Raw genomic sequence first — 23,920 nt, 5'->3', positions numbered from 1 at the left:
TTGTCTGCACTTTTTTTATTTTTACATTTATCATTCATTTACATTAGAATTCGATTATGAAAGATAAAAAATATATACTGGCTTTAGATCAGGGAACGACCAGTTCACGTGCAATATTGTTTGATGCGGATGCGGATATAGTTTCAGTGGCACAGAAAGAGTTTACACAAATTTTTCCCAGGCCGGGTTGGGTAGAGCATCATCCGGAAGAAATATGGCAGACACAAATTGAAGTGGCCCGGGAGGCTGTGGCGAAAGCAAATATTTTACCGACTGAGATAGCTGCCATCGGAATCACGAATCAGCGGGAAACGACCGTTGTTTGGGAGCGGGAAACGGGTAAGCCGATTTATAATGCCATAGTTTGGCAGGACAGGAGAACCGCCGGTTTTTGTGATGAGCTGAAAGCCCGCAATCTGTCAGACTATGTACGTGAAAGTACGGGGCTTGTCATAGACGCTTATTTTTCCGGTACAAAATTAAACTGGATTTTAAATAATGTGGAGGGTGCCCGTCAAAAAGCGCACGAAGGGAAATTGTGTTTCGGCACCATTGATACGTGGCTAATCTGGAACCTGACCAAAGGGAAGGTACACGCTACCGATTACAGCAATGCATCCCGTACGTTGCTGTATAATATCAAAGATCTAAAATGGGATGAAAGGCTGTTACAGGAATTGGATATTCCAGTTTCTGTTTTACCGGAAGTACGCCCTTCTTCCGGTTTATTTGGCGTGACCCATGCAGATGTATTTTTCGATACGGAAATTCCGGTGACAGGCGTTGCCGGTGATCAGCAAAGTGCCCTGTTCGGGCAAACCTGTTTTGAACCTGGGATGGCAAAAAACACTTATGGGACGGGGTGCTTTATGTTGATGAATACCGGCAGTGAGCGTGTTGTTTCCAAGTATGGATTATTAACGACCATTGCATGGGGGGTAGATGGGAAGGTGGAATATGCACTGGAGGGGAGTGTATTTATCGCCGGAGCTGCCATACAGTGGCTCCGAGATGGATTAAAACTTATTGATGCAGCTCCTGATTCGGAGTTCTTTGCTATGAAAGTAGAAGATACCGGAGGGGTATTTGTTGTTCCGGCATTTGCAGGTTTAGGTGCACCTTATTGGGATATGTATGCCCGGGGAGGTATATTCGGTTTGACCAGAGGTACCAGAAAAGAACATATTATCAGGGCAACTTTAGAGTCTCTGGCATTCCAAACCTATGATATTTTGGAAGTCATGGAAAAAGATGCAGGCATAGAGCTGAAAACATTAAAGGTAGATGGTGGTGCCTGCGCCAATAACTTATTAATGCAATTTCAGGCGGATATCTTAAATGTAAAAGTGGAAAGACCTAAGGTAATTGAAACTACCGCATTAGGAGCTGCCTATTTAGCCGGCATTGCGGTTGATTTATATCAAAAGAGGAATTTGGTAAATAACGAACATATTGCAGCCTGTTTTGAACCTAAAATGAAACAGGATAAACGGGAAAAGCTACTGAAAGGCTGGAAAAAAGCCGTAGAAAGAACCAAGGACTGGGAAGAATAAGTATGTGGATAACTCTGTGCATATAGTATTTTGTTAAGATTGGTTTAATATAAGTTTTAAAAAGTTTACCTACATTTGCAACTAATTAAACCAAATCAAAAATGAAAAAATTATTTGTATTATTCGCTGCTGTTACACTTTTCGTAGGTGTACAGGCTTGCAAACAAAAAACAGAAGAAGCTACTGAAGAAGTTGCTACTGAAGAAGTAACAGAAGAAGTTGCTCCGGTTGTTGACAGTGCTGCTGTTGCTGCACCTGCTGACAGTGCCGCTGCTGAGCCTGCAAATTAATCTTTGCAGACTAACAAAACTTAAGGTCCCAATTTATTGGGGCTTTTTTTTATTGATATTGGGCATCTTTACAATATTTAACAACTCATCCTGCTAAATATTTCGCAATTCGTTTTACTTTTGAGGCAATTAAACCAATTTAAAATGAAGAAATTATTTGTGTTATTCGCTGCCGCTACACTCTTTGTTGGTGTTCAGGCTTGCAAACAAAAAGTAGAAGAAGCTACTGAAGAAGTAACTGAAACAGCTACTGAAGCTACTGAAGCTGTAACAGAAGTTGCTGCTGCTGCAACAGACAGCGTTGCTGCTGCTGCCAACACGGCTGTTGATGCTGCAAAAGATGCAGCTGCAGGCGCAGTGGACGCAGCTGCTGATGCTGCAAAAGATGCTGTTAAAAAGTAATCTTCTGCCACAAAAGTATTGAAGCGCCTCCCATTGGGAGGCGCTTCTGTTTTTATGTAATATAATGGATTGGTGTTGTCAAATCATTGATATGCGGGGAGGGGAATTGAACCCGTGTCCGCCAGCCGGCGGATAGGACTGCTGAAAAGGAATAGTCAGGCTGATGACAAAAAAAAGGTTCAGCAAAACTGAACCTATGTAGCGGGGAGGGGAATTGAACCCCTGACCTCAGGGTTATGAATCCTGCGCTCTAACCACCTGAGCTACCCCGCCGGACAAATTTTTCGAGGTGCAAATCTACAATTTTTAAATTAATTGGAGGGTATCTTTTTAAAAATCTTATTTTTTCGTAATCTTGTAGTATAAATTCTTCTTTTCATGGGTATTTATTCTTTTAATCCAGATACGTTCGTAAAAGAAGATGCAGATGTATTAGAGAAACTGGAAACGGATTTAGATTCCGTCCATCAGTTGATTGTCTTTAACGATGATGTGAATACTTTTGAATGGGTCATTGAATCTTTAATGGCCGTTTGCAACCATACACTGGAACAGGCTACCCAATGTTCGTTGTTTATTCATTTTAGAGGAAAATATGCCGTGAAACATGGAGAAGAAGACATGTTAATTCCCATGAAAGATGCCCTGCACGACAGAGGTATCAGTGCCTCAGTTGAAAAATGTAATTAAATTGCCCGTTTATTTATTAGATGATACCTACCATTTTCCGCCGGCTGAAGGGGCAGAGAATGGTATTGTGGCGATTGGCGGTGATTTGTCACTGGAAAGACTTCTGAGTGCCTATAAAAATGGTATATTTCCCTGGTACAGTGAAGGAGAGCCCATTATTTGGTGGAGTCCCGATCCTCGGTTTGTCCTGTTGCCGGATGAGTTGCATATTTCAAAAAGTATGCACAGGGTAGTAAATTCAAAAGAGTTCACTATTACATTGGATGCCGATTTTCCTTTTGTAATCCGGCAATGTGCAGAGGTTAGTAGGAATGATGAAAATGGTACCTGGATAACGGAGGAAATGATAGCCGCCTATTGTGTATTACATGAATCAGGTTACGCCCATTCTGTAGAGGTATGGAAAAACAATACGATGGTGGGGGGTATTTATGGGATTAGTCTCGGAAAGGTCTTTTTTGCAGAATCTATGTTCCATACGGAAACGAATGCCTCTAAACTGGCATTTATCAGGCTTACACAATTGTTAAAACAGAATGAGTATATACTGCTGGATGCTCAGGTTTATACCAAACATGTTGAATCACTCGGCGCAAAAGAGATTTCAAGAAAAGAATTTATGCAATTACTGCAAAAAGGATTGCAATATGAAAGTTCGACAGGGAAGTGGAAGTTTGAAGCTAACGGGTAAATGCCGCTAAAACCCATTTCAGTTTAGCTTCGTTCTCCAGGTATTTGAAGTGTAATTCTATCAGCTTCTGTTCGGCTGTGATGGCCGTATTTTCTCGGGTATTGACCAGAAACAAATTGCTTTCACCAATGTCAAAACGCCTCGTTTCTCCTTTCAGTAAGGTTTCATAATTCTTAAGTGTTTCGCGATAAAGGTTAATCTGTCCTTTCAGCATGTTCAGCTCGGTATAGATACCGGTAAGTTTTGTTTCCAGCTCTCGTTGTTTTTGAGTAAGCTGCAATTTGGTATCAGTAATCTTCAAGCGGGTTTGCTGTAATTCCCCGCGTCCCTGCGCGAATGTCAATGGCATTGAAAAATTGAATCCCAATTTGTAGTAGTTGGTAAATACGCGACTATCCGGAGTAGTGTAATTGAAGAACCCGGGGCTGAGTAAATTATAATTGATATTCAATGCTGGTTTGAGACCTTCCTTCCTGAGTTTGCGTTCTATGTCCAGTTGTTTGAGCTTAATGGTATACTGATTGATTACAGGGTGCTCCGCATTGATTTGCGAAAGCAATATGTCAAGGCTTTCTAACGGTGTTCGGATCAATGGGTCAATAAATGCACTGTCAATCGGTTGCGGCTGGATGTTGTCTGGAAGGGTATAGGGAATATTGTCGGACTGCCACAGGAAATTAGAAACAATTAACCGGGCTTTTTGCGCATTCAGTCCGGCTTCATTCAGTTGAAACAATCTTTGCTGGTATTGTGTCAGCGCTTCCGTGGTATCGATAGCCGCCCTGTCGCCGAGTTCATAGGTTCGAACCGTCGCTCTGTAGCGAACCAAAGCTGCCAGTAAAGCTTCTTCATAAATGGATTTGATTTGTTCGGCTTCGCACCAATTGTAATAAGACTGAACAGCATCCATCAGCAAATCGTTCAGCATTAACAGACGTTCCTGCTGGGAGGATTTGACGAACAAACGGGCCTTAAACAGTTCAGCACGTTTCTTATCGATCAGCATATTCTTTAGCACAGGAAGGCTGATACCCAGATAATAAATGCCGTTTTCAGGAATGTTGCTTTCCGGATTGATATTGAGTCCGTAAGCAGCGTCGTATCCTGTCTTTAATTCTATACCGAACCAACCCGGTACTTTCAGTTCACTAGAAAAAAATGAGTAGTAGTTTTTACCATAAAATTCTTTGCGTTCGTAGTCGCTGTAAAGCAATGGATCAAACCCGCCGCGCGCGATCCGCAGCGTTGCCTTTGCCTGTTCTGACAATAAATCGGCTTGCCGGGCAATGGGATGGAATTGTCGTATGATGCCAAGATAGGCAGGTAATGTAAGCATTCTTGAGCTGTCAGCTTGTGCAAGGCACAGTGCGGAGTAGAAAGATAGAAATGCTGTGATAAGATACCTCATACCCTTACTTTTCATCTTTGCCTGCTTTCGATGTTGTTTTGGAATTGTTGTCTTTCCCGTTATAGAAGTCAGGCGGAAATCCATTCAATTTTCGCCATAATTCATACCAGATCGGTACATTCTTTAGAAGGGCAATGCCTTTTGCACCGCCGCCCAGCTTTAAGACTGATGGCCATGGTTCGGCATTCTTGTTCTCTTTTGCCAATATCCTGAATTGTCCGTTCTCGCTGATAAAATTATCAATTGCCACTATCTTTCCGCTGAATGTTCCATAGCTGGCATCCGGCCAGCCGGTGAAAAAGATGGCTGGCCAACCATCGAATTGCAATCGTACTTCCTGTCCTTCATGGATTAAGGGCAAATCGTTCGGGGTTACATAAAGTTCCACAGCATATTCAAAATTTCCGGGCGATATCCGTACCATCAGTTCGCCTTCTTTCACCGTTTCGCCTACACCGGCCTTGACAGTTTTAGTGATTTGTCCGTCCTGAGGCGCGAGAATATAATAAAATCCGTTCCGGATGACGTAGTTATTGTACTGGTTTTCGAGTTTAGAAATATCCGCCAGACCACTGCTTATTTGTGAAAAGGATTGGAATTTTTCAGACTCAGTCTTTGATATCTTTTCATCGTATTCGCGTTCTATGGCAGATAACTCTATTCGTGCGTTCAACAGTTCTTGTTTTGCATTAATGAATTTATTTTCGGCGATATTGCGTTTGGCTACTGAATTTTGAAAAACCTGATTGCGTTGTTCCAGTTCCGTCAGAGATCGTAAGCCTTCCTTGTATAATTCCGTTTGCCGTTTATATTGTTCTAAAGCGATCTTGTATTCATTGTCAGCAGCAACCAATGCCATACTGTCTGACTGGATGTAGAGCAATAGCTGCTGAATCTTATTGCGTGTCTGTTCAATCTTTAATTGCTTGCTTTGTTGTAAAGCGCCTATCTGCTTATCTAAGGCACTTACCTTTTCCTCATAATAGTTATTGGTGACCTCTTTTGCGTTTATCTGTTCACGGGTGCGGTCTACCAGCTTCGGATCCAGGTATTCCGATTTTATTTCTGAAATTTTCAGAATAGTGTCATCCCTTTTTACCATGTCTCCTTCCTTCACGTACCATTTATCAATCTTTCCTGCAATGAGCGTATTTAATTCCTGGGGTCGCTGTTCCGGACGAAGGGTGGTGACCAATCCAGTGCTTTGAATATTTTGTGTCCATGGCAGAAAAAGAAATCCCAGCAACAACACTAATAATATGCTGATATGGATGACTGTTCGTTTGTCTTTGGCGTCATCAATATTCATTTTATAGGAAGAGAGATTCTTTTCCGCCAGTTCTTTTTCTACATCTTTATCGAATAACCACATTCCAATTAGTTTAATTCATACAATTCGTCGCTGATGATTTTGTATTCATGCGTTGCAGCAATCTCCTCAAAGGTGCCATCTGCAATTATCTTACCTTCATGCATAAAAAGTACCCTGTTGCATTTCTTCATAATTTCTTCATCGGAAGTCTTTATGATTATAGAGTATTCCTGTTGTTGATTGAACAGTAATCCGGATATCTTATTTTTATCCCGTATCGTCAGCAGATAAGTGAAATCGTCCAGTAAAACGAGTTTAGGTTTCTTGAGCAGTGCACGCATCAGTAAAATCTTTGCTTTGGTACTCTCCGATAATCTTTTCCCGTGGGTGGACAGAATCTGATGTGTACCATCTTTGTTTTTTAAAATAAAATCCTTTAAGCCTACCTCTTCAGATAGAGTAATGATATCTGATGTGTCACAACCGGTAAGTCCTACCAGTAGGTTTTCTTCGAGTGTGCCTTCAAATATTTCCGACTCATTGAAGTAAAATCCAATCTTGGAGCGCAATTGATTGAGGTTGTGTCTGTGTAGAGGGACATTATTAACAGATACGGATCCGTCAAAATTGGTAAATGTACCGGTCAATAAATGGAGTAGGGTGGATTTGCCAGATCCTTTAGTGCCAACTACGGCAATTTTCTCACCCTGCTTAATTTTAAGCGTGATATCTTTCAGTACAGGGTTTGGTGATGTGGTATATGAGAACGTTAGCTGATTGATTTCAATATCGATAGTATCCAGCGGATGTTCCGCAGAAGTATGAATGACTTCAACAGGTTTATCCAGTAATTTGCTGGCTTTTTCCAGGGAGGTCAGCAGGTCATATATGCCGTCCAGACTGGTAATTATCTTTTCGACAGCATTCAATGTCATGATAATTACTATTTCGGCGGCTATAAACTGACCTATATTGATTTTATGCTGGAAAAACAACCAGCAGCCCGTTATGAGCAGTACGGCCGTTACTGCTGTTTTAAAGAATGCGAATGACCAGTACTGAATTTGTAGTATGCTGAAATGTTTACTGCGCGCACTCAGGTATCCTTCCAGGTATTCATTGGTCTTGTTCAGCGCCAAATCAGTTTTTCCTCTCAGCTTAAACGTCTTTATGTTTCTCGCAATTTCCTCTATCCAATAACCCACCTTGTATTTGTATTCTGATTCTTCAAATGAACTGGACATTCCCATCGGAGCGGTGAATTTGAGAACTAAGTACAATAAAGTAACCAGGATGATTCCAAATAAAATAAATATTGGGTGATACATGGAGAGGAGAGTCAGTCCAAAAAGTATTTGCACTGAAGCTACCGGAAGTTCAAGCAGGACTTTAGAAATGCCTTTCTGGATGGAAGTTGTGTCGAAAAAACGGTTGACCAATTCCGGCAGGTGGTACTCGTTAATCGATTCTTCCTGAAGTTTGGGTAGCCTGTCTGAGTATGCCAATGAAATGAGCGTGAAAAGGCGCACCTGAATCCGTTCGGATACACGCATTTGAAGGATGTACATGAACCCGTTCAGGAAAACACCCAGTACGACCAGCATAATTAATAATACCAGTGAGGCGGAGAGCTGCTGAGCGAACATAAGAGAAATGATAGCCTGCACACCAAGCGGAAGTGATATATACATCAAGCCGCTGATGATGGAATAAAAGTAAACGTAATAAATATTGGATTTTTCTAGTCGCAGTAAACCTGCCAGCCTTTTTATTGTTTTAGCATTGGCAGAAATTCTTGTATGTACCATATTCTACAAACAACTAAAAAATAAAAAAGTTTAAATTTTCACAGGATTTCTGGTTATCAAATTAAACATAATCACAGACTTTTCTATTATTGCTGCTGTTGCACAATATGAATAACCGGAACAGCGTCTGTCAGTTCTTTGTGCATTTTTACCGCGTTTTCATCTTCAAATACCGTTCCGTCTTCATATCCGACAGATACAAATACCATCAGTTCATGGTTTGCCGGTCCTTTAAAGGTGCCTTTTACCGGGGTACAGTCTGTAAAATCTCTCCCAACTGCAAGCTGTATATGGTGCTCATTGGCGAAGCAATTATTGGTCGGGTCGATGCCTATCCATCCCAGATTAGGGATATACGCTTCCACCCAGGCATGGGTGGCGCCTTCGCCGCGCATGCCGTTCTTGTTCGGGCAAACATAGCCGCTCACGTAACGGCTGGGTATGCCGATGGTACGAAGCAGTTGCAGTAAAACATGGGCAAAATCCTGACAAACACCGGAGCGCAATTCCATAATTTCGTCCACAGTCGTTTCAATATCTGTAATGCCTTTCAGATATTGAAAGTTCTCAAAGATATACTCTGAACAGCTTTTTATGGATTGTAACGGCGAACATTCTTCAATACAGATATCGTTCAGTATACTTTGTATTTTATCCTGCGACTGAATCGTTTCTTTTTGCGCTAAATCCAACAGCAGCAGGCTGGAAGAAATCTCCTGCCGAAGCAGATCCCGGTCCTCTTTGATGGAAAGCGACTCATCTATTTCCTTGTAAAAAGTTTTAGCAATCATCCTGCTTTCGATGATTAAACTTTCGTGTGGCTGTGAAAGTGTAAAATAGCCTACGCTGTTACCCCAGTAATCCTGAAATTTGTTGATTATCGGCTCGTCGGTAATATGGAGTTCGTGACTGAGGATTTCCTGGCCGTTCCGGTTAAAAGGAAAGATTTTTATCTGGTTAACGCTTTCTTTTACGGGTCGGTCGTACAGGTATTTGGTAATATGTTGAATCTTGAAAACAGGCATGAATTCGGTACGGTTAAATTGTGATTTTTTTGAGGAATTTGTGCTGAATAGGATATTATTTCTTAATGATACGCAAAATATACTTTACTTAGTTTATTGCTGAATGAAAATACGTCATCAATAATTTCATCGAGATACTGATGAAGCCCGATTTCCGAAATGGATTCCAGGTCGGAGTACTCTATCCTGCTTCTCAGCCTCCCGATATTTTTTTCCAGTTGCAGATCGGCATCGGTGCGTTCATGCCCTATCTTTTCCATGATATGACTGATTTTTTTTACGGAATATAAGATGGAGCGCGGAAAATTGGTGTTCATGATAATCATGTCAAGAACATTCTGTGTCTGCAGTCCGGTATGATAGGTTTTCATGTAGTACTCATAACCCGAAACGGAAAGCAGTAAATTTTTCCAGTATGGAATATCCATCGGGTTGTTCAGGTCATATTCTATATCTAGGAATTTGATGTCCAGGATATCGGCTGTCTGGATGGCTCGTTCGATAAATTTACCGATATTCATAAAATTCCAGCCTTCGCCTCTGGGCATCGTCACTTCAGATACGCCATAAAAATATAGGCTCTGATCAATAAGGGAGGATATGGTATACAGCTGTTCACCGGATTCCAGGAGTTCTTCTATCCTTTTGCTGCTGACTTTTTGGTAATATTCATTAATGCTTTCCCAAACTTCTTTTGTGATATGGTCCTGCACGCCTCTAGCATTTTCTCGGGCTTTTGTAATGATAGACCGGATGGAATTCGGGTTGTTCTTTTCAGTTATCATGTATAAAAGAGCGGCATTCGTGTCGTCTTTTATCTTTTCAATTTCTGTTGCATTCAATTCGGTAAAGATTTGTAAAACCGGGCTCCAGTTGTATTGATAGGATTCGTTTCTGTCTAACGATGTGACGAAATTAATCTTCAGCATGCGCAGCATACCTTCCGCACGCTCCACATAACGGTTCATCCAAAATAGTGATTCAGCAATTCTACTCAGCATCTTTCGTATTCATTTTTTTCTCTTTGTTCCAGGTTCCCTGCTCCTGATTCTCAATCAATCACCCATGTATCTTTACTGCCACCTCCCTGAGAGGAATTAACTACCAGGGAATTCTCTTTCAACGCCACTCTTGTCAATCCGCCGGCTACCAGCTTTACACCCTCCGGTCCGCACAGTGCATACGGCCGAAGGTCGATGTGCCGCGGAACCAGTTTGCCATCAATATAACAGGGTACCGTTGATATTTTTACGGTCGGTTGTGCAATATAGGAGCGTGGTTCTTTCAATATGGCGGCTTTAAATTTTTCTATCTCTTCCTCTGAAGCGCTTTCTCCCATCAGCATGCCGTAACCACCGCTTTCGTTGGTTTTTTTAACCACCATCTTTTGGATATTCTGAAAAGTGAATTCCCTTTCTTCGGGTATTTCCATCCGATAGGTCGGCACATTTTTAAGCAAGGGTTCTTCGTTCAGGTAATACTTTATCATTTCCGGGACATAGGCATAAACCGCCTTATCATCGGCTACACCGTTGCCCATTGCATTCACGATTGCGACATTGCCCTTGCGGTAGGCAGATACCAGTCCGGGCACGCCCAGTAAACTGTCCGGACGGAATACTAAAGGATCTAAAAATTCATCATCCACCCGGCGATAAATAACGTCCACCTGTTTTAGGCCGTGTGTGGTTTTCATGTATACTTTGTGGTTGTCGACCAGCAAATCCCTTCCTTCCACCAGCTCAATGCCCATGTATCTTGCCAGGAAGGTGTGTTCGTAATAGGCGGAATTGAAAATACCCGGTGTCAGCAAAACAATCGTTGGATTCTGGATTTGTTTCGGTGCTAAGGATACCAATATATTGTGCAATAGGATAGGATAATCCGATACTTTCCGGACATTGTATTCATTCATCAGTTCGGGAAAGATGCGTTTGGTCACATCTCTGTTTTCGAGCATATAAGAAACACCCGATGGCGTGCGGAGATTATCTTCCAGCACATAATAGGTTCCGTCGGAGTCGCGCACCAGATCAATGCCTGCAATATGGACATAAATATCATAGGGTACCTGAATGCCAAAGACTTCGCGGTTGTAGTGTGGGCAGGAAACGATTAAATTGGCAGGAATAACGCCGTCTTTGATAATATTCTGATAGTGGTAGATGTCTTTCAGGAAAAAATTAAGCGCTTTCAGGCGTTGCGCAATACCTTTTTCTAAAAAATCCCAGTCGTTGGCGGTGATGATACGGGGAATGATGTCAAACGGAAAAATGCGCTCAATACCTTCATTGTCGGAATAGACGGTGAATGTTATTCCCTGATTCATGAACAGCTTTTTGGCAATCTCTTCCTTTTTATTCAGTACATCTAAATGGATAGTGTTCAGTTGGCGGAAGATACTTTCGTAATGCGGTCGAATCGTGCCTTCTGACAGCGCCATTTCATCCCAAAATCCGTTCCTTGTGTGGTATTTGTCAAAAATCATGAAGAAGTCCTTGTTGCAATCCGATACATGATAAGTATATTTTTTTAAAATTTCACTTTAGATATTTAAAAACACAACAATTTTAACCAAATAGTAAACATATTTTTAGTTTTAAACTAAATTAATGAGATTTCCGCTGTTAAATAACCGTCACACCATCGTCGTCGCTGAACAACTCTTTTCTGAGCTGATGTGCATCTTTCGGGTTTAATTTTCCGGCATTGATCAAACGAAGCTCCCGGCGGTGCATGGCATCTTCATACAGTTCTATTTCCCGCTCGGTTTCGGGTATGACAGGGGCTGCCTTAATCGGTTTGCCCTGAAAATCAAGCCCGACAAATGTAAAAAAGGCTTCATGCGACTTGACTTCTTCCTGGGTTTTAATGTTTTTGATAAACACTTCACAGATTACCTCCATGGAAGTGTTGAAGGAGCGGGTGACGAATGACTTCAGTACCACTATGTCCCCCATTTTAATGGGTAAGTTAAAGGATACATTGTCCAGACTGGCTGTCACCGATATGCCGCCGATATGCTTGATGGCGGAAATTCCGGCGCAGACATCCATCCAGCTTAAGAGGTGGCCGCCCATCAGATTCCCAATGGGATTGGTATGAGCGGGCATAATCAGTTCGGTTTGGATATTGAGTGTCTCGGAAACTTTATGAGTCTGCATATGAATGAATTAGATGTACAATTTACAAATTACGAGTGAATTTGTTTTTAAATTAACGGTTAATATTCTTTTTTGATTTTATAAATCGGAAAAATGAGATATTTTTGCATTTCAGAATTGGTGTTGTGGAGTATTTTCCCCAGCTCTTAATTGATGGCTGCGTAGTTCAACTGGATAGAATATCAGATTTCGGCTCTGAGGGTTGAGGGTTCGAATCCTTCCGCGGTCACTATTTTTCTTTAAAAGTCATACATCTTTCTTCCTGAAATATTATCCACTAATTCTGTTAAAAACCTTTGCAAATTGTCAATAACTATAAGGCGGTTATTAAAATGGCATTGCACCTTTTCGTGTATATTTGCTCGTTATGAGATTGCGAAGTATAGACATGAAAGGATTTAAGAGTTTTGCCGATAAAACTCAAATCAACTTTGAAAATAATATTACAGGTATTGTTGGCCCGAATGGTTGCGGAAAATCAAATGTGGTGGATGCCATTCGGTGGGTATTAGGTGAGCAGAAAACCAAGGCGTTACGTCTGGAGAAGATGGATAATATGATATTCAACGGCTCCAAGGACAAAGCGGCAGCCAACGTAGCGGAAGTGTCTTTGACACTCGATAATACCAAAAACCTGCTCCCGACCGAATTTTCCAGCGTAACCATAACCCGAACGGTAGAGCGTGACGGAGACAGTGACTATAAGCTGAACGGCGTTTCCTGCCGGCTGAAAGACATCCGCGATCTGTTTATGGATACCGGTATCAGTACGGATTCCTATGCCATCATCGAATTAAAGATGATAGACCAGATTCTGAACAACGTGGACAACGCGAGACGTACTCTGATTGAACAGGCAGCGGGTATCTCCAAATATAAAACCCGTAAAAAAGAAACGCTGGCTAAGCTGCAGGCTACGGAAGCCGACCTCAACCGTGTGGAAGACTTGTTGTTTGAAATCGACAAAAACCTGAAATCGCTGGAGTCGCAGGCCAGAAAAGCACGCCAGTACAAGAATTACAAAGAAGAGTACAAGGTCATCAGCATTGATTTATCCAAATATGAACTGCATGGCATCAATGAGAGTTTTGTACTTTCCAATAAGGAGATAGAAGAACAGGAAGATAAGCGACTCGAGATTTCCACCCAGATGGAGTCTGCGGAAGCACAGCTGGAAAAAGAAAAACTGGCGGTTCTGGAAAAAGAAAAATCATTGTCCGAACAGCAAAAACAGCTGAATGCTTTTTTGTCGCAGTTGCAGGAAAAGGAAAGCCAGAAAAAAATTGACCAGCAAAAGTCTTCCTTCCTGAAAGATAAGATTGTACAGCTTACGAACCAAATCAAACAGGCTTCGGCGGTTATTGAAAATCTGGGTACGGAAATTGAAAGCTTAAAGACATATAATCAGGAAGATGAACAAAAGCTGGAAGTCATAAGGGTGGAATTTGATGAGGCAAAATCCATGCTGGATGAGCAGCGCAACGCAAACCTGGATTTCAGGAACAACCTGGATGCAGCCAGAACCAAACATGTTCAAAGTACCAACAGGATTACGGAGACCGAAAAACTGATTGCCGTTAAGGAATCCCAGCAGGAGGCGTTGCAGCTGAGCGCGCAACGATCCATGTTTGAAAATGAAGAGCGCATCAAGACGCTTGAAGGCCTGAAGAGTGATATTGTTCATACGGAAGAAAAGATTTCCAAACAGAAACTGCTGGTAGAGGATTTGAGGAAGAAGGAAGAGGAGAATAATGGAAAGATTAAGACGCTGGAGGAAAAGACAGAACAGCTTCGCCATGAACTGACCAATAAAAACAGGACACTCGACGCAAAAAACAACGAATACAAGCTGACCAAAAATATGATTGACAACCTGGAAGGATTTCCGGAGTCCATCAAGTTCTTGAAAAAGAATGTCAACTGGCTGAAAGATACGCCGTTGCTTTCTGATATCATCTATTCGGAAGAAAAATACCGCGTCGCTATCGAAAGCGTATTGCAGCCCTATCTCAATAATTTTGTGGTGGATACGGAGAATGAAGCGCTGAATGCGATTGATATCTTATCTCAAAGTTCTGTAGGTAAAGCGAGTTTTTTAATCCTGAATTTTTTCAGGAATATTCAATACCCCTCATCCGTACAGACTATCCCGAATGCGAAACGGGCGCTGGACGTGGTGCAGATTGATGAAAAATATCAGCCCTTATTAACCTATTTGCTTCAAGGTATCTACATTGCTGAAGAACATACGGACGTTTCTCAGATCTTTGACCAGCTGGAAACGAAAAAAGATATTTTTATCATCTCCAATTCAGGCCATCTGTTGAAGTCCGATAAACAGATATCCGGAGGTGCGGTAGGATTGTTTGAAGGCAAGCGGTTGGGACGTATCAAGAACCTGGAGATACTGGAAAAAGAAATCAGGGAACTGGAAATGGAAGTGATGGATTTGAAGAAAATCACACAGGATAACTTCAATGAATTGCAGCACCTTAAAGTCAACTCATTCCGCAATGTGATTGAACGCGAAGTGCATGAATGGCAGCAGGTAGAAAAGGAACTGGTGGCGAAAAAATCAAAAATCGAGAGTGAAGAAAATTCCATCGGCAAGATTACATCTCAGGCACAGGCACTTCAGGAGCAGATAGCCTCTATAATGCAGGAGATGGAGCCGCTCAAAACGGTTTTAGCTGATCACATTCAGGCTTCCATGCTGGATAAGGAAGCATTGGATAATCTGGAAAATGATTTCAGAAGAGCAAACGAATTATACAATCAATTTTCACAAACGTTTAACCAGGCCAATATCAAGTTCATTCAGCAGGAGAATAAGCTGAAGTCGAATCAGCAGACCTTGACCTACAAACAACATCAGCTGGAAGAAAATCAGCACCGCTTAAAAACTGCGACGGAAGACATCGGGAATGCACAGCTGGAGATTGATATTCTGGAAGAGAGCATTGCAAAAATTGAAACGGAACTGATCGAGTCCTATAAAGAGAAGGAACTGCAAATGCAAACCCTGTCCGACCAGGAAACGGATTATTATAAGTTTAAAGAAGGTATCACTGCCATAGAAGATGCCATCCGGGATAAGAACCGGGTAAAACAGCAAATCGAGCAGACGATCATGAACAAGAAAGAATTGCTTGGTGATTTGAAACTCAGATTAAATGTGCTGAAAGAAAGGTTATCTATAGAGTTTCATATGGATGCCGAAGAATTCACCGCTTCATTAGAATTGCCGGAAACGCCTAAAGAGGACTTGCAGGACAGACTCGAGAAGGTAAAACGCAGAATTGAAAACTTCGGTGAAGTGAATCCGATGGCGGAAGAGGCCTATAACGAGATGAAGGAACGTTTTGACTTCATTACCACCCAAAAGCAGGACTTGATAGATTCGAAAACGAATCTGATGGAAACCATGCTGGAAATTGAAAATACCGCCAAAGGACAGTTTCTGGAAACCTTCCAGGCGGTTCGCGAGAATTTCATCAGCGTGTTCAGAAGCATGTTTACAGACGATGATAATTGCGATTTGGTGCTGGTGAATCCGGACGATCCGCTGGAATCCGATATTGACATTATCGCCAAGCCGAAGGGAAAACGCCCGCAAAGCATCAACCAGCTTTCCGGAGGGGAAAAGACGCTGACGGCATTATCGCTGTTGTTTGGATTGTATTTATATAAACCGGCCCCATTCTGTATTTTGGATGAGGTAGACGCACCATTGGACGATACCAACATCAAGAAATTCAACGATGCCATTCGAAAATTCTCCGCAAATTCCCAGTTTATCATTGTTACGCACAATAAATCAACGATGGCGAGTGTAGATTCCATCTATGGAGTTACCATGGTGAAACAGGGTATATCCAGAGTGGTGCCAGTGGACTTCAGCAGTCTGAATTAACAAAGCAATAGCCTTTCTTTCCAATTTATTAAGCAACCTGTTTACAGGTTGCTTTTTTTCGTAATTTGGTATAATAAATGAATACGTATAATGAGCAAAAAAGAATAAAAGTATTCCTCAAAAGCAGAAATTACCTGAAACAACTGAGACTGTCGAAGAGGTTGATTTCTCTGCCGTAAAACCTAAAAGCAAATTCCTGATCGGGTTATTCATATTAATCTCCGCACTTTTTATTTTTCTTTCCATTCGGTTTTTTTCTACAGGTGTTTCGGGTTATCATATGACAATTCTGTTTTATTGCATCCTGTTTCAGTCAGCTTTTTTATTCATCACCAGCAGGGTGTTAAAGTATAATTTATGTACCATTGTCGTGCTGCTGTTTGTAACAGAAACCTATCTGAGGGTTTCAGGGAAAGGAGTCCTGAATTATATGGAACTAAAATCCAATTCATTGTTCGCGCCATATCTTTCGAATAATTTTGAGAAAAACAGGCTGATAAACGGTCAGTATGTTGGAAAACCCAATAATCAACATCAGTTGCAAACCAATGAATACAGCTATGAAAACAACCATAATGAATCGGGGTTACGGGAAAAGCCCCTTAAATCATTTGCCGATACAAAAAACATACTGATACTCGGAGATTCATATACGGAAGGGGTAGGAGCTCCTTCCGATTCTACGGTTGCAGCTTCACTGGAACATTTTCTCCGTGAACAACAAGCGGGATACACGGTCGTTAATGGCGGTGTTTCGGGCAGTGATTTATTTTATTCGTATAAATTACTGGAACATTTACAGCCTGCACTGCAGCCGAGACTGGTTGTTTTAAACCTGAATTATTCGGATATCAATGATGTAGCCGTCAGAGGTGGAGATGAACGATTTAAAGAAAATGGGAAATTGAAGTACAGGCTCAGTAAGAATTGGGAGTATTTTTATTCTTTTTCCTATTTGTTCCGGTTCATTGCGCATAATCTTTTAAGGCAGATCCGTATGACCTGAGTCAGGAAGATATTCGGTTTGCCTTTGCCGCCATTGAACAAAAAATTAACGACTACATTAATTTTTGTAATACCCGCCAATCCAGGTTTGTACTGGTGTTTTCTCCCGGCCCGTCTGAATTGTATAATAACTATTTCAGTTACGCACCTGTCAAGTCGAATATTGAACATAAAAATGGGTTTAATATCATCTATCTGGATGGTTTCATCAGAGAGGAGTTGTATAATAGTAAAATGCCTTTGGATTCCTTTTACTACAGAATAGATTTGCATATGCGGCCGAAAGGGAACTGGTTCTGGGGCAGAACAGTGGCGAAGGTGCTGGCAGAAAGCGGATTACTGTAATTCCTGCTGATACAATCTCAGATAAGATGTTAATTCATCTGCTACAACCCTTGATGCTTCCTTGTTTATATGGTTATCACTGCTGTTGACGGTATAGCGTTTAAGGTTTGCCTTCTTTAATACAGGATATATATTCAGGCATGTGATACCCCTTTGCTCAATCAGATTGCATAGATAGCGGTTTATATACTTGCTCGTAACATTCATGGAGAAATCGTTTAATGACGGATAGGGAATGACCACCAGTTTTATTTTTCTGGAAGTACATATTCTCTGTATATCTTCCAGTTGAAACAGATAGCTTTCGAATGAAACCGGATTCAACATCAGCTCGAGTGACGGGTCATAGCCTTTAAATAGGGAGAAAACGACATCTTGAATGGAGTCATCACTTAATGTTGTTTTTGATAAGCAATATTCAAAGGCTTTAAATGGATTGGCGGGCAGTTTTTCAGCAGAATCATACAGCCTAAACCTATCTGTCATCTGTTTTTTTTGTTCCTCGGAAAGTCGATAGCCAAAGTAATTTTGCATCAGCAAACCACTCTTGGATTTCAGATAGTTGAACAAGATTGAATAATTTGAAACGGAAAAATCCATATCAGCGAAAAGTGCTGTTTGTTTGGCTTGAATATAACTGGAGTTGTTGACGAGGTAATCCCAGTCGTTTGAACAGATTTGCAAAAAGATGATTTTCGGTTTGACGGGAAGCTGTTTTATAAGGCTCTTTTCCTGTCGTATATCCCAGCCGCATTTTCCGGCATTATAAATTGTGTATTGGGGAAAGGCTTTTCTAAGCCGGTCTGAAACCCTGTCTTCCGGGTGCTTTATTCCATGACCTTCCGTATAGGAATCTCCCGTAAACACAATGGCAGGTTTGTCAATGTCAGCCAGTTTCTCAAAGTCAACATCCCTGAACTTCTGTTTATTTTGTTTCCAATAATAATACATCCAGTTTTTGGAGCAATAGGTGTCATTGAGTCCGTTTGTTTCCGGGTAGAAGGTCAGCAATAATTCAGCGGTATAGAAGAAGAAGAGGAATATCAATATAGCAGAAGCGATCGCCTGCTTACCCTTGCTTGAAATATGTTTTATGTATTTGTCAAATAGCTGCAGGAGCAAATAGAAGGATAAAACAATCAGAAAGGCACGCAATGCAAAATAGTAAACCGGAAAGGTGGAATTGGGAAAGCTGTACATTACCGGTGTACTGTAAAAAGGAATACATTGGATATGGCGAAAGAGATAAAAATTATCTTAATTAATTTCATAAATTTATGCAACAGATATACAAATATACGTCAACTTGATTAAAATTGAATGTATTGAGAATACTTGGAATTTCAGCATATTATCATGACGCGGCTATTTGTCTTGTAGAGAATGGGATTATCGTTTATGCCGCACAGGAGGAACGTTTTACCCGTATTAAAAATGATGAGCAGTTCCCGTCCTGCGCAATAAAGAATTGTCTTGGATTCTGTAAAATATCAATGGATGATATCGATGCCGTTGTTTTCTATGAAAAGCCATTTCTGAAATTCGAACGGATTCTCGAAACCTACCTTCAGCATGCCCCGAGAGGATTATATTCATTCATTCTTGCGATGAATTCCTGGACGGGCAAGAAATTGTTTATTAAATCAGAAATCCGTAAAGCGCTAAAGAAAATTGCTCCAGAAGCGGATATAATGAAAATACCCTTACTTTTTTCCGAGCACCATTTATCGCATGCCGCATCAGCATTTTTTGCATCTCCGTTTGAACAGTCTGCCATACTTACTATAGATGGGGTAGGAGAGTTCGCAACCACTTCTTTAGCGAAGGGAAATAAGAATGATATACAGATATTAAAGGAAATCCATTTTCCGCATTCCTTAGGGTTGCTGTATTCATCCATCACCTATTTCTTGGGATTCAAGGTCAACAGTGATGAGTATAAGGTGATGGGATTGGCTGCGTACGGTAACCCGGATTCAGATGAAGTCAGACATTTTGTAGATATTATTGAAAACGAGCTCATCACCATTCAGGATGATGGCAGCTATCAATTGAACATGGACTTTTTTTCCTATCCCTACGCCCTTCGGATGGTGGATGATAAAAAATGGGCTAAATTGTTTGGGATTCGGAAAAAACAGGCTGAAGATGCCCTGACACAAAGCCATTGTAATCTGGCATTTGCTTTCCAGAAAGTAACAGAGAAGGCTGTCCTTGCACTATGCAGAGAGGTGAAAAGAGTTACGCAGGCTGAGAATTTATGTTTAGCGGGCGGTGTGGCGCTGAATGGCGTTATCAATGGGATCATACAGCGAAGCAATTTATTCAGTCAACTGTTTATACAGCCAGCCTCCGGTGATGCAGGCGGAGCATTGGGTGCGACGCTGGCCGCCTATCATATTCATTTTAAGAAAGACAGATATGTCGTGTTCCCGGATGCCATGCATAACAGTCTGTTAGGAAATGCAGCTACTCCGGCAGAACTGGAAAAAGTAAAAAGAATACATCCGAATCATTTTGTTTGCAATGATGAGGATGAGTTGTGCCGGAGAACTGCAGCATTGGTGGCGGAAGGAAAAGTGATAGGCTGGTTTCAGGGGCGTATGGAGTTTGGTCCAAGAGCACTTGGAAACCGCAGTATTATCGGAGATGCCAGGAATACCGAAATGCAGAAGCATCTGAATCTGAAGATAAAAAACAGGGAATCCTTCCGGCCTTTTGCACCGGCTGTTTTAGAAGAAGACATTGCACAGTATTTCCATTTTTCAGGGAGTTCACCCTATATGCTTCAGGTGCATGCTGTAAAACAGGAACGACGAACGACAATTCCTGAAGATTATAATAATTATTCTCTGAATGAGAAGTTATATTTTATCAAGTCAGACATACCGGCAGTGACACATGTCGATTTTAGCGTTCGAATTCAAACGGTTAACAAAGAGCAGCATGCGTTGTTCTGGAAACTGATACAGGCGTTTAAACAACAGACCGGTTATGGAATACTGATTAATACGAGTTTTAATATTAAAGATGAACCTATTGTCTGTACTCCGGAAGATGCCTATCGATGTTTTGTGAAGACGGGTATGGATGTACTGATTATAGAAGATGTGATTTTTTATAAATGAGAAAATACGGCAGATATATTATTCTTATAGTATCATCAATCCACGCATTTGTATTGTACTATTACGGTATTTCCACTTTTGTTACAACCTGTTTGTTTTATTATTGTATTTATGCACTCTTAGGTTTTTTAGCAGGTCATATAAAGAATAACAATTTGCAAGAATTACTAATCTGGAATATCCGTAATGTGATTATTGTATTTGTTTTGGTAGAGTTTGCTATGACATTTATTCCTCCGTTTACATTCTTGAATAATTTTATGGAAAACGATAAAGGAATCTATTTCTCGGAGTGTAAACGAAAAATACAGTGTACTTTTCTTCAGGAGTTTGGTTTTAAGAAGGCAAGGTTTGTCTTTGATGAAGGTAATCTGCCGAATTCACAAAGGGTAGTAAACAGGAGGGAGTTTACCTATAAATGCAACTATAATCAATTAGGATTAAGGGGTAAATTGCCCCCCCTGCATAAATCGGAAAAAGAGATAAGGGTGGTTTTATTGGAAGATTCATTTATTGAAGGGGATGGTACACCAGACGATTCCACAGTAAGCATTTTATTGGAACAGAAATTAAACACAGATAAGGACAGTTGCAAGTTTACAGTTATAAATGGCGGAATCTCCGGTTCAAACCCGATTTATGAACAGAAATTCTTATACAGGAGGCTTCTGCAGTTTAATCCTGATATTGTTATCAGTGCAGTTTACAGCAATGATTTATGGGATATCCAGGTAATGATGCATCAGGGTAGAATTCCAATGGAAGAGTATCCGTTTGCGGTTAGTCATATATTCAGATTGTTTTATTTTGGTATCATGAAACACAACGATTTTTCCTGTCTCCATCCACCGAAAACTACTAGAAGGCGCAGGGAGGTATTGTTGGATTATTTGCAAAATGATTTAATGCTATCGAAAAAGCAATTAAACAATCAGGGGATTGAAATGCTGACCATGTATATTCCTGCGAAGGATGAAGTGATACATAAAAACGAATTTTTGACACAGAAACAGCATATTTCGGGTTTTATGAAGTATGATATAAATTTATTGGAACTGTTTGACGTTAATGGTATCCGGCAGAAAAATGAATTTACCGGCAGGTATTACTGGAAGAAAGATGCACATTTCCGTCCGGAAGGCTATAATCTGGTGGCTGCAATATTGTCAGCTCAAATAAAAGAAATTGATTGGAAAAAAAAGGTTAAAACCGTATCAGGATTTGATACTAAAAATAATTGACATGAAAACCGGAATACTATCTTACTTTAAGCAATACAAGGTTATTTATATACAGGTTGTTGTTTTCACTATTATCGGATTGTATAAACACAATCAGGGGTTGATGTATTTCTCAGCACTGCTACTTGTATTGCCATTGATTTCTGGTAAATTATCAGCATTTTATATCAAAACGTTGGACTATATCCTGAATAAAATCGGATTGTGGCTGAGATATATGTTGTTTTTTATTTTCTACTTAATCGTGTTGTGTCCCGTCGCACTGTTTTTTTACAGAAGGAAACAAGAAACCGGTTATATTGATTACCAGAAGGAACTATCGGAGGATACGTTCAGGAAAATGTGGTGAAAATCAGTAGAGGCCCGCTTCTCCGGCTTCTAGGAGATAGAATTCTTCTGCTGCGTCTTTTAATATCTTCAATGCTGCTGACATGTTGGTACTGGACTCGCTTTCTGCGGTATGGTCAAAAATACAAGCATGTAGTAAATTCTGAGTTTTACCCTTGTCTGAAGGGTTGAATTGTCCGTCTTGTTTTTTATAAAATCAGACAGGTCGTCTACTATTTCCTTTCTTGTTTCAGGTGCGAAATTGTCGAACAGCCTGTTGGTCAGGAATAATTGCAGGAAAAGCGTATTCATTTTTTCCGGGGTATCCACAAGCAGGTTTTGAAAATAGGCTTCCCGTTTATCCGCGCTGTCTTTCAAGAATTCTACATGTTTGATGAAGTCAAAAAATGATTTAATATTTTTTTGGGGGATAATGTCACTGGCATTACGGATGGTGCCAAAATGTGTATCCTTTAATAATTTCAGCACCTGATTCAGGTAAGCCGCATTCTTATGATGAAGCGATAAATGCCTCGGATTTTCTACGTTTACAATCTTAAGCGAAATGTTTAATTCGGAAGCATATTTAACCATGCCGGGTAATTCATTCCAGTTTAAGGTCAGTGGGCAGAAATTGATATTCATGTTTATTTTGCCCTCATCCATATATTTTTTTAGGATAAGCAGATTCTGCTGAACCTCTTCAAATTTTCCATTGATTCTGATCTTTTCAAATGTCTCTTTCGTAATACCGTCTATGGATAGTCCTATATCAAACTGCCGGGATTCCAGCATCTCTAAAAACCTTGGAGGCAGATAGCTTCCATTTGTCTGGGTGTGAATGATGCAGTTGGGATTGAGTTTCAATATCATTTCCCAAATGATAAAATATTGCTTTATAATCAGCGGTTCACCACCGATGAATGTAGCGATTTTAAGATGCGGTACAAATTCCTTCAAGTCGTCAAAAAGGAATCGGGATATCTGAATTTTAGCGGCGGCAGATTCGCTCTGTTCTTTCGGATTAAGGAGGAGAAGTTTTCATTGCACATGATACACTCGTAGTTGCACAAGTCGCTCATCTCAAATGACATTTGTGTTGGATACGATTCATCATCGCTGGAATGCATATCATATTTCAGCGGAGGGAATGAACTGTAATTATCCGCATCCAGTACATTCTGACAGGAAATACATTTATGAAAGTTATAATTTGCAAGTGTTTTTCTGAAATTGGCAGCCTTCTCCCCTGTCCAGATTTCTTTTATAGAGCTGGTGGTGATGTTGCCGATAATAAAATCGTAGTTGAAACTGCAGCTGGATACATCTCCATTTATCTGAAAATGAAGGTTGTTAAACGGAGCGAAGCAAATTCGTTTTTTAGGGCCAAATGGCCTGTTCTTATTGTAGGTTACAACTTTGTCATAACTGATGGAAGCTTTGCCGGGATCTGAAGGATATCCATAATCAACGAAATTAGCCTGCACATTCCAAAAATTTCTGAGAACGGAATATCCCAATGATGCGATTGCCGGCTGATTTTGTGCAAATTTTATGAGGCTTCGCTTGATATTCATAAACCTGTACTCTGCACAAAGATAAGATAATGTGTAAGATT

21 protein-coding genes and 2 tRNA genes are annotated in these 23,920 nt (G+C 40.7%); 12 read left to right on the top strand and 11 right to left on the bottom strand.

Going from position 1 to position 23,920, the window contains the following annotated elements:
• The first annotated feature begins 56 nt into the window (after nt 1–56).
• From glpK to IPM95_07705, 3 genes are all read left to right on the top strand, one after another.
• Nucleotides 57–1,553: a glycerol kinase GlpK gene (gene glpK / locus IPM95_07715; protein MBK9329187.1), complete on the top strand. Its 1,497-nt coding sequence runs from the start codon at nt 57–59 to the stop codon at nt 1,551–1,553.
• 101 nt (nt 1,554–1,654) lie between these two features.
• The gene (locus IPM95_07710; protein MBK9329186.1) at nt 1,655–1,843 is read left to right on the top strand and encodes a hypothetical protein; all 189 of its coding nucleotides are present in this window, start codon (nt 1,655–1,657) and stop codon (nt 1,841–1,843) included.
• A 144-nt stretch (nt 1,844–1,987) separates the two neighbouring features.
• Nucleotides 1,988–2,245 carry a hypothetical protein gene (locus IPM95_07705; GenBank protein ID MBK9329185.1) on the top strand — a complete coding sequence of 86 codons (258 nt, stop codon included), beginning with the start codon at nt 1,988–1,990 and terminating at the stop codon, nt 2,243–2,245.
• A gap of 199 nt (nt 2,246–2,444) precedes the next feature.
• Here the strand turns inward: IPM95_07705 and IPM95_07700 are convergent.
• Nucleotides 2,445–2,518: transfer RNA gene (locus IPM95_07700), tRNA-Met, on the bottom strand.
• A gap of 105 nt (nt 2,519–2,623) precedes the next feature.
• Between IPM95_07700 and IPM95_07695 the strand changes: the two genes are divergently transcribed.
• The gene (locus tag IPM95_07695; protein MBK9329184.1) at nt 2,624–2,935 is read left to right on the top strand and encodes an ATP-dependent Clp protease adaptor ClpS; all 312 of its coding nucleotides are present in this window, start codon (nt 2,624–2,626) and stop codon (nt 2,933–2,935) included.
• 1 nt (nt 2,936) lies between these two features.
• Entirely contained in the window at nt 2,937–3,626 is a 690-nt protein-coding gene (locus IPM95_07690) for a leucyl/phenylalanyl-tRNA--protein transferase (protein ID MBK9329183.1), read from the top strand.
• Here the strand turns inward: IPM95_07690 and IPM95_07685 are convergent.
• The 7 genes from IPM95_07685 to IPM95_07655 form a co-directional block, all read right to left on the bottom strand.
• Nucleotides 3,616–5,034: a TolC family protein gene (locus IPM95_07685; GenBank protein ID MBK9329182.1), complete on the bottom strand. Its 1,419-nt coding sequence runs from the start codon at nt 5,032–5,034 to the stop codon at nt 3,616–3,618. The genes IPM95_07690 and IPM95_07685 overlap by 11 nt on opposite strands.
• Nucleotides 5,035–5,038: 4 nt before the next feature.
• Entirely contained in the window at nt 5,039–6,406 is a 1,368-nt protein-coding gene (locus IPM95_07680; GenBank protein MBK9329181.1) for an HlyD family efflux transporter periplasmic adaptor subunit, read from the bottom strand.
• A gap of 5 nt (nt 6,407–6,411) precedes the next feature.
• Nucleotides 6,412–8,154, bottom strand: coding sequence for an ABC transporter ATP-binding protein (locus IPM95_07675; protein MBK9329180.1), 1,743 nt, complete (start codon nt 8,152–8,154; stop codon nt 6,412–6,414).
• 86 nt (nt 8,155–8,240) lie between these two features.
• Nucleotides 8,241–9,179 carry a transglutaminase family protein gene (locus IPM95_07670; GenBank protein ID MBK9329179.1) on the bottom strand — a complete coding sequence of 313 codons (939 nt, stop codon included), beginning with the start codon at nt 9,177–9,179 and terminating at the stop codon, nt 8,241–8,243.
• A gap of 62 nt (nt 9,180–9,241) precedes the next feature.
• Nucleotides 9,242–10,180 (bottom strand): alpha-E domain-containing protein, encoded by a 939-nt coding sequence (locus IPM95_07665; GenBank protein ID MBK9329178.1) that lies wholly within the window; start codon nt 10,178–10,180, stop codon nt 9,242–9,244.
• Nucleotides 10,181–10,230: 50 nt separating this feature from the next.
• On the bottom strand, nt 10,231–11,667 hold the full coding sequence (locus IPM95_07660) for a circularly permuted type 2 ATP-grasp protein (GenBank protein ID MBK9329177.1): 1,437 nt from the start codon (nt 11,665–11,667) through the stop codon (nt 10,231–10,233).
• A gap of 139 nt (nt 11,668–11,806) precedes the next feature.
• Entirely contained in the window at nt 11,807–12,343 is a 537-nt protein-coding gene (locus IPM95_07655) for an acyl-CoA thioesterase (protein MBK9329176.1), read from the bottom strand.
• Between the two features lie 155 nt (nt 12,344–12,498).
• Between IPM95_07655 and IPM95_07650 the strand changes: the two genes are divergently transcribed.
• The 4 genes from IPM95_07650 (at nt 12,499) to IPM95_07635 (ending at nt 17,606) form a co-directional block, all read left to right on the top strand.
• Nucleotides 12,499–12,572, top strand: a tRNA-Arg gene (locus IPM95_07650).
• A gap of 138 nt (nt 12,573–12,710) precedes the next feature.
• The gene (gene smc / locus IPM95_07645; protein ID MBK9329175.1) at nt 12,711–16,256 is read left to right on the top strand and encodes a chromosome segregation protein SMC; all 3,546 of its coding nucleotides are present in this window, start codon (nt 12,711–12,713) and stop codon (nt 16,254–16,256) included.
• Between the two features lie 280 nt (nt 16,257–16,536).
• Nucleotides 16,537–17,262 (top strand): hypothetical protein, encoded by a 726-nt coding sequence (locus tag IPM95_07640; GenBank protein MBK9329174.1) that lies wholly within the window; start codon nt 16,537–16,539, stop codon nt 17,260–17,262.
• Nucleotides 17,263–17,357: 95 nt separating this feature from the next.
• Nucleotides 17,358–17,606 (top strand): hypothetical protein, encoded by a 249-nt coding sequence (locus tag IPM95_07635; GenBank protein ID MBK9329173.1) that lies wholly within the window; start codon nt 17,358–17,360, stop codon nt 17,604–17,606.
• Here the strand turns inward: IPM95_07635 and IPM95_07630 are convergent.
• The gene (locus tag IPM95_07630; GenBank protein ID MBK9329172.1) at nt 17,598–18,806 is read right to left on the bottom strand and encodes an SGNH/GDSL hydrolase family protein; all 1,209 of its coding nucleotides are present in this window, start codon (nt 18,804–18,806) and stop codon (nt 17,598–17,600) included. The two genes, IPM95_07635 and IPM95_07630, sit on opposite strands and share 9 nt — an antisense overlap.
• Before the next feature lie 125 nt (nt 18,807–18,931).
• Here IPM95_07630 and IPM95_07625 point away from each other — a divergent pair, with 125 nt between their 5' ends.
• From IPM95_07625 to IPM95_07615, 3 genes are all read left to right on the top strand, one after another.
• On the top strand, nt 18,932–20,734 hold the full coding sequence (locus IPM95_07625) for a carbamoyltransferase (GenBank protein ID MBK9329171.1): 1,803 nt from the start codon (nt 18,932–18,934) through the stop codon (nt 20,732–20,734).
• A gap of 155 nt (nt 20,735–20,889) precedes the next feature.
• Nucleotides 20,890–21,975, top strand: coding sequence for an SGNH/GDSL hydrolase family protein (locus IPM95_07620; GenBank protein ID MBK9329170.1), 1,086 nt, complete (start codon nt 20,890–20,892; stop codon nt 21,973–21,975).
• A 1-nt stretch (nt 21,976) separates the two neighbouring features.
• Nucleotides 21,977–22,324: a hypothetical protein gene (locus tag IPM95_07615; GenBank protein ID MBK9329169.1), complete on the top strand. Its 348-nt coding sequence runs from the start codon at nt 21,977–21,979 to the stop codon at nt 22,322–22,324.
• A gap of 68 nt (nt 22,325–22,392) precedes the next feature.
• Here IPM95_07615 and IPM95_07610 read toward each other — a convergent pair whose 3' ends face one another.
• Complete coding sequence (locus IPM95_07610; GenBank protein MBK9329168.1) at nt 22,393–23,262, bottom strand: hypothetical protein; 870 nt, start codon at nt 23,260–23,262, stop codon at nt 22,393–22,395.
• The gene (locus tag IPM95_07605) at nt 23,259–23,879 is read right to left on the bottom strand and encodes an SPASM domain-containing protein (GenBank protein ID MBK9329167.1); all 621 of its coding nucleotides are present in this window, start codon (nt 23,877–23,879) and stop codon (nt 23,259–23,261) included. The genes IPM95_07610 and IPM95_07605 overlap by 4 nt, the downstream gene beginning before the upstream one ends.
• Nucleotides 23,880–23,920: the final 41 nt, after the last annotated feature.

It is taken from the genome of Sphingobacteriales bacterium (genome assembly GCA_016719635.1).
Taxonomy (GTDB): Bacteria; Bacteroidota; Bacteroidia; order Chitinophagales; family JADIYW01; genus JADJSS01.
This window is presented reverse-complemented; position numbering and strand designations above follow the sequence as displayed.

Coding starts and splice junctions, on each gene's coding strand:
- glpK (MBK9329187.1), top strand. CDS start 57: ATGAAAGATAAAAAATATATACTGGCTTTAGATCAGGGAACGACCAGT.
- IPM95_07710 (MBK9329186.1), top strand. CDS start 1,655: ATGAAAAAATTATTTGTATTATTCGCTGCTGTTACACTTTTCGTAGGT.
- IPM95_07705 (MBK9329185.1), top strand. CDS start 1,988: ATGAAGAAATTATTTGTGTTATTCGCTGCCGCTACACTCTTTGTTGGT.
- IPM95_07695 (MBK9329184.1), top strand. CDS start 2,624: ATGGGTATTTATTCTTTTAATCCAGATACGTTCGTAAAAGAAGATGCA.
- IPM95_07685 (MBK9329182.1), bottom strand. CDS start 5,034: ATGAGGTATCTTATCACAGCATTTCTATCTTTCTACTCCGCACTGTGC.
- IPM95_07680 (MBK9329181.1), bottom strand. CDS start 6,406: ATGTGGTTATTCGATAAAGATGTAGAAAAAGAACTGGCGGAAAAGAAT.
- IPM95_07675 (MBK9329180.1), bottom strand. CDS start 8,154: ATGGTACATACAAGAATTTCTGCCAATGCTAAAACAATAAAAAGGCTG.
- IPM95_07670 (MBK9329179.1), bottom strand. CDS start 9,179: ATGCCTGTTTTCAAGATTCAACATATTACCAAATACCTGTACGACCGA.
- IPM95_07665 (MBK9329178.1), bottom strand. CDS start 10,180: ATGCTGAGTAGAATTGCTGAATCACTATTTTGGATGAACCGTTATGTG.
- IPM95_07660 (MBK9329177.1), bottom strand. CDS start 11,667: ATGATTTTTGACAAATACCACACAAGGAACGGATTTTGGGATGAAATG.
- IPM95_07655 (MBK9329176.1), bottom strand. CDS start 12,343: ATGCAGACTCATAAAGTTTCCGAGACACTCAATATCCAAACCGAACTG.
- smc (MBK9329175.1), top strand. CDS start 12,711: ATGAGATTGCGAAGTATAGACATGAAAGGATTTAAGAGTTTTGCCGAT.
- IPM95_07640 (MBK9329174.1), top strand. CDS start 16,537: ATGACAATTCTGTTTTATTGCATCCTGTTTCAGTCAGCTTTTTTATTC.
- IPM95_07630 (MBK9329172.1), bottom strand. CDS start 18,806: ATGTACAGCTTTCCCAATTCCACCTTTCCGGTTTACTATTTTGCATTG.
- IPM95_07615 (MBK9329169.1), top strand. CDS start 21,977: ATGAAAACCGGAATACTATCTTACTTTAAGCAATACAAGGTTATTTAT.
- IPM95_07605 (MBK9329167.1), bottom strand. CDS start 23,879: ATGAATATCAAGCGAAGCCTCATAAAATTTGCACAAAATCAGCCGGCA.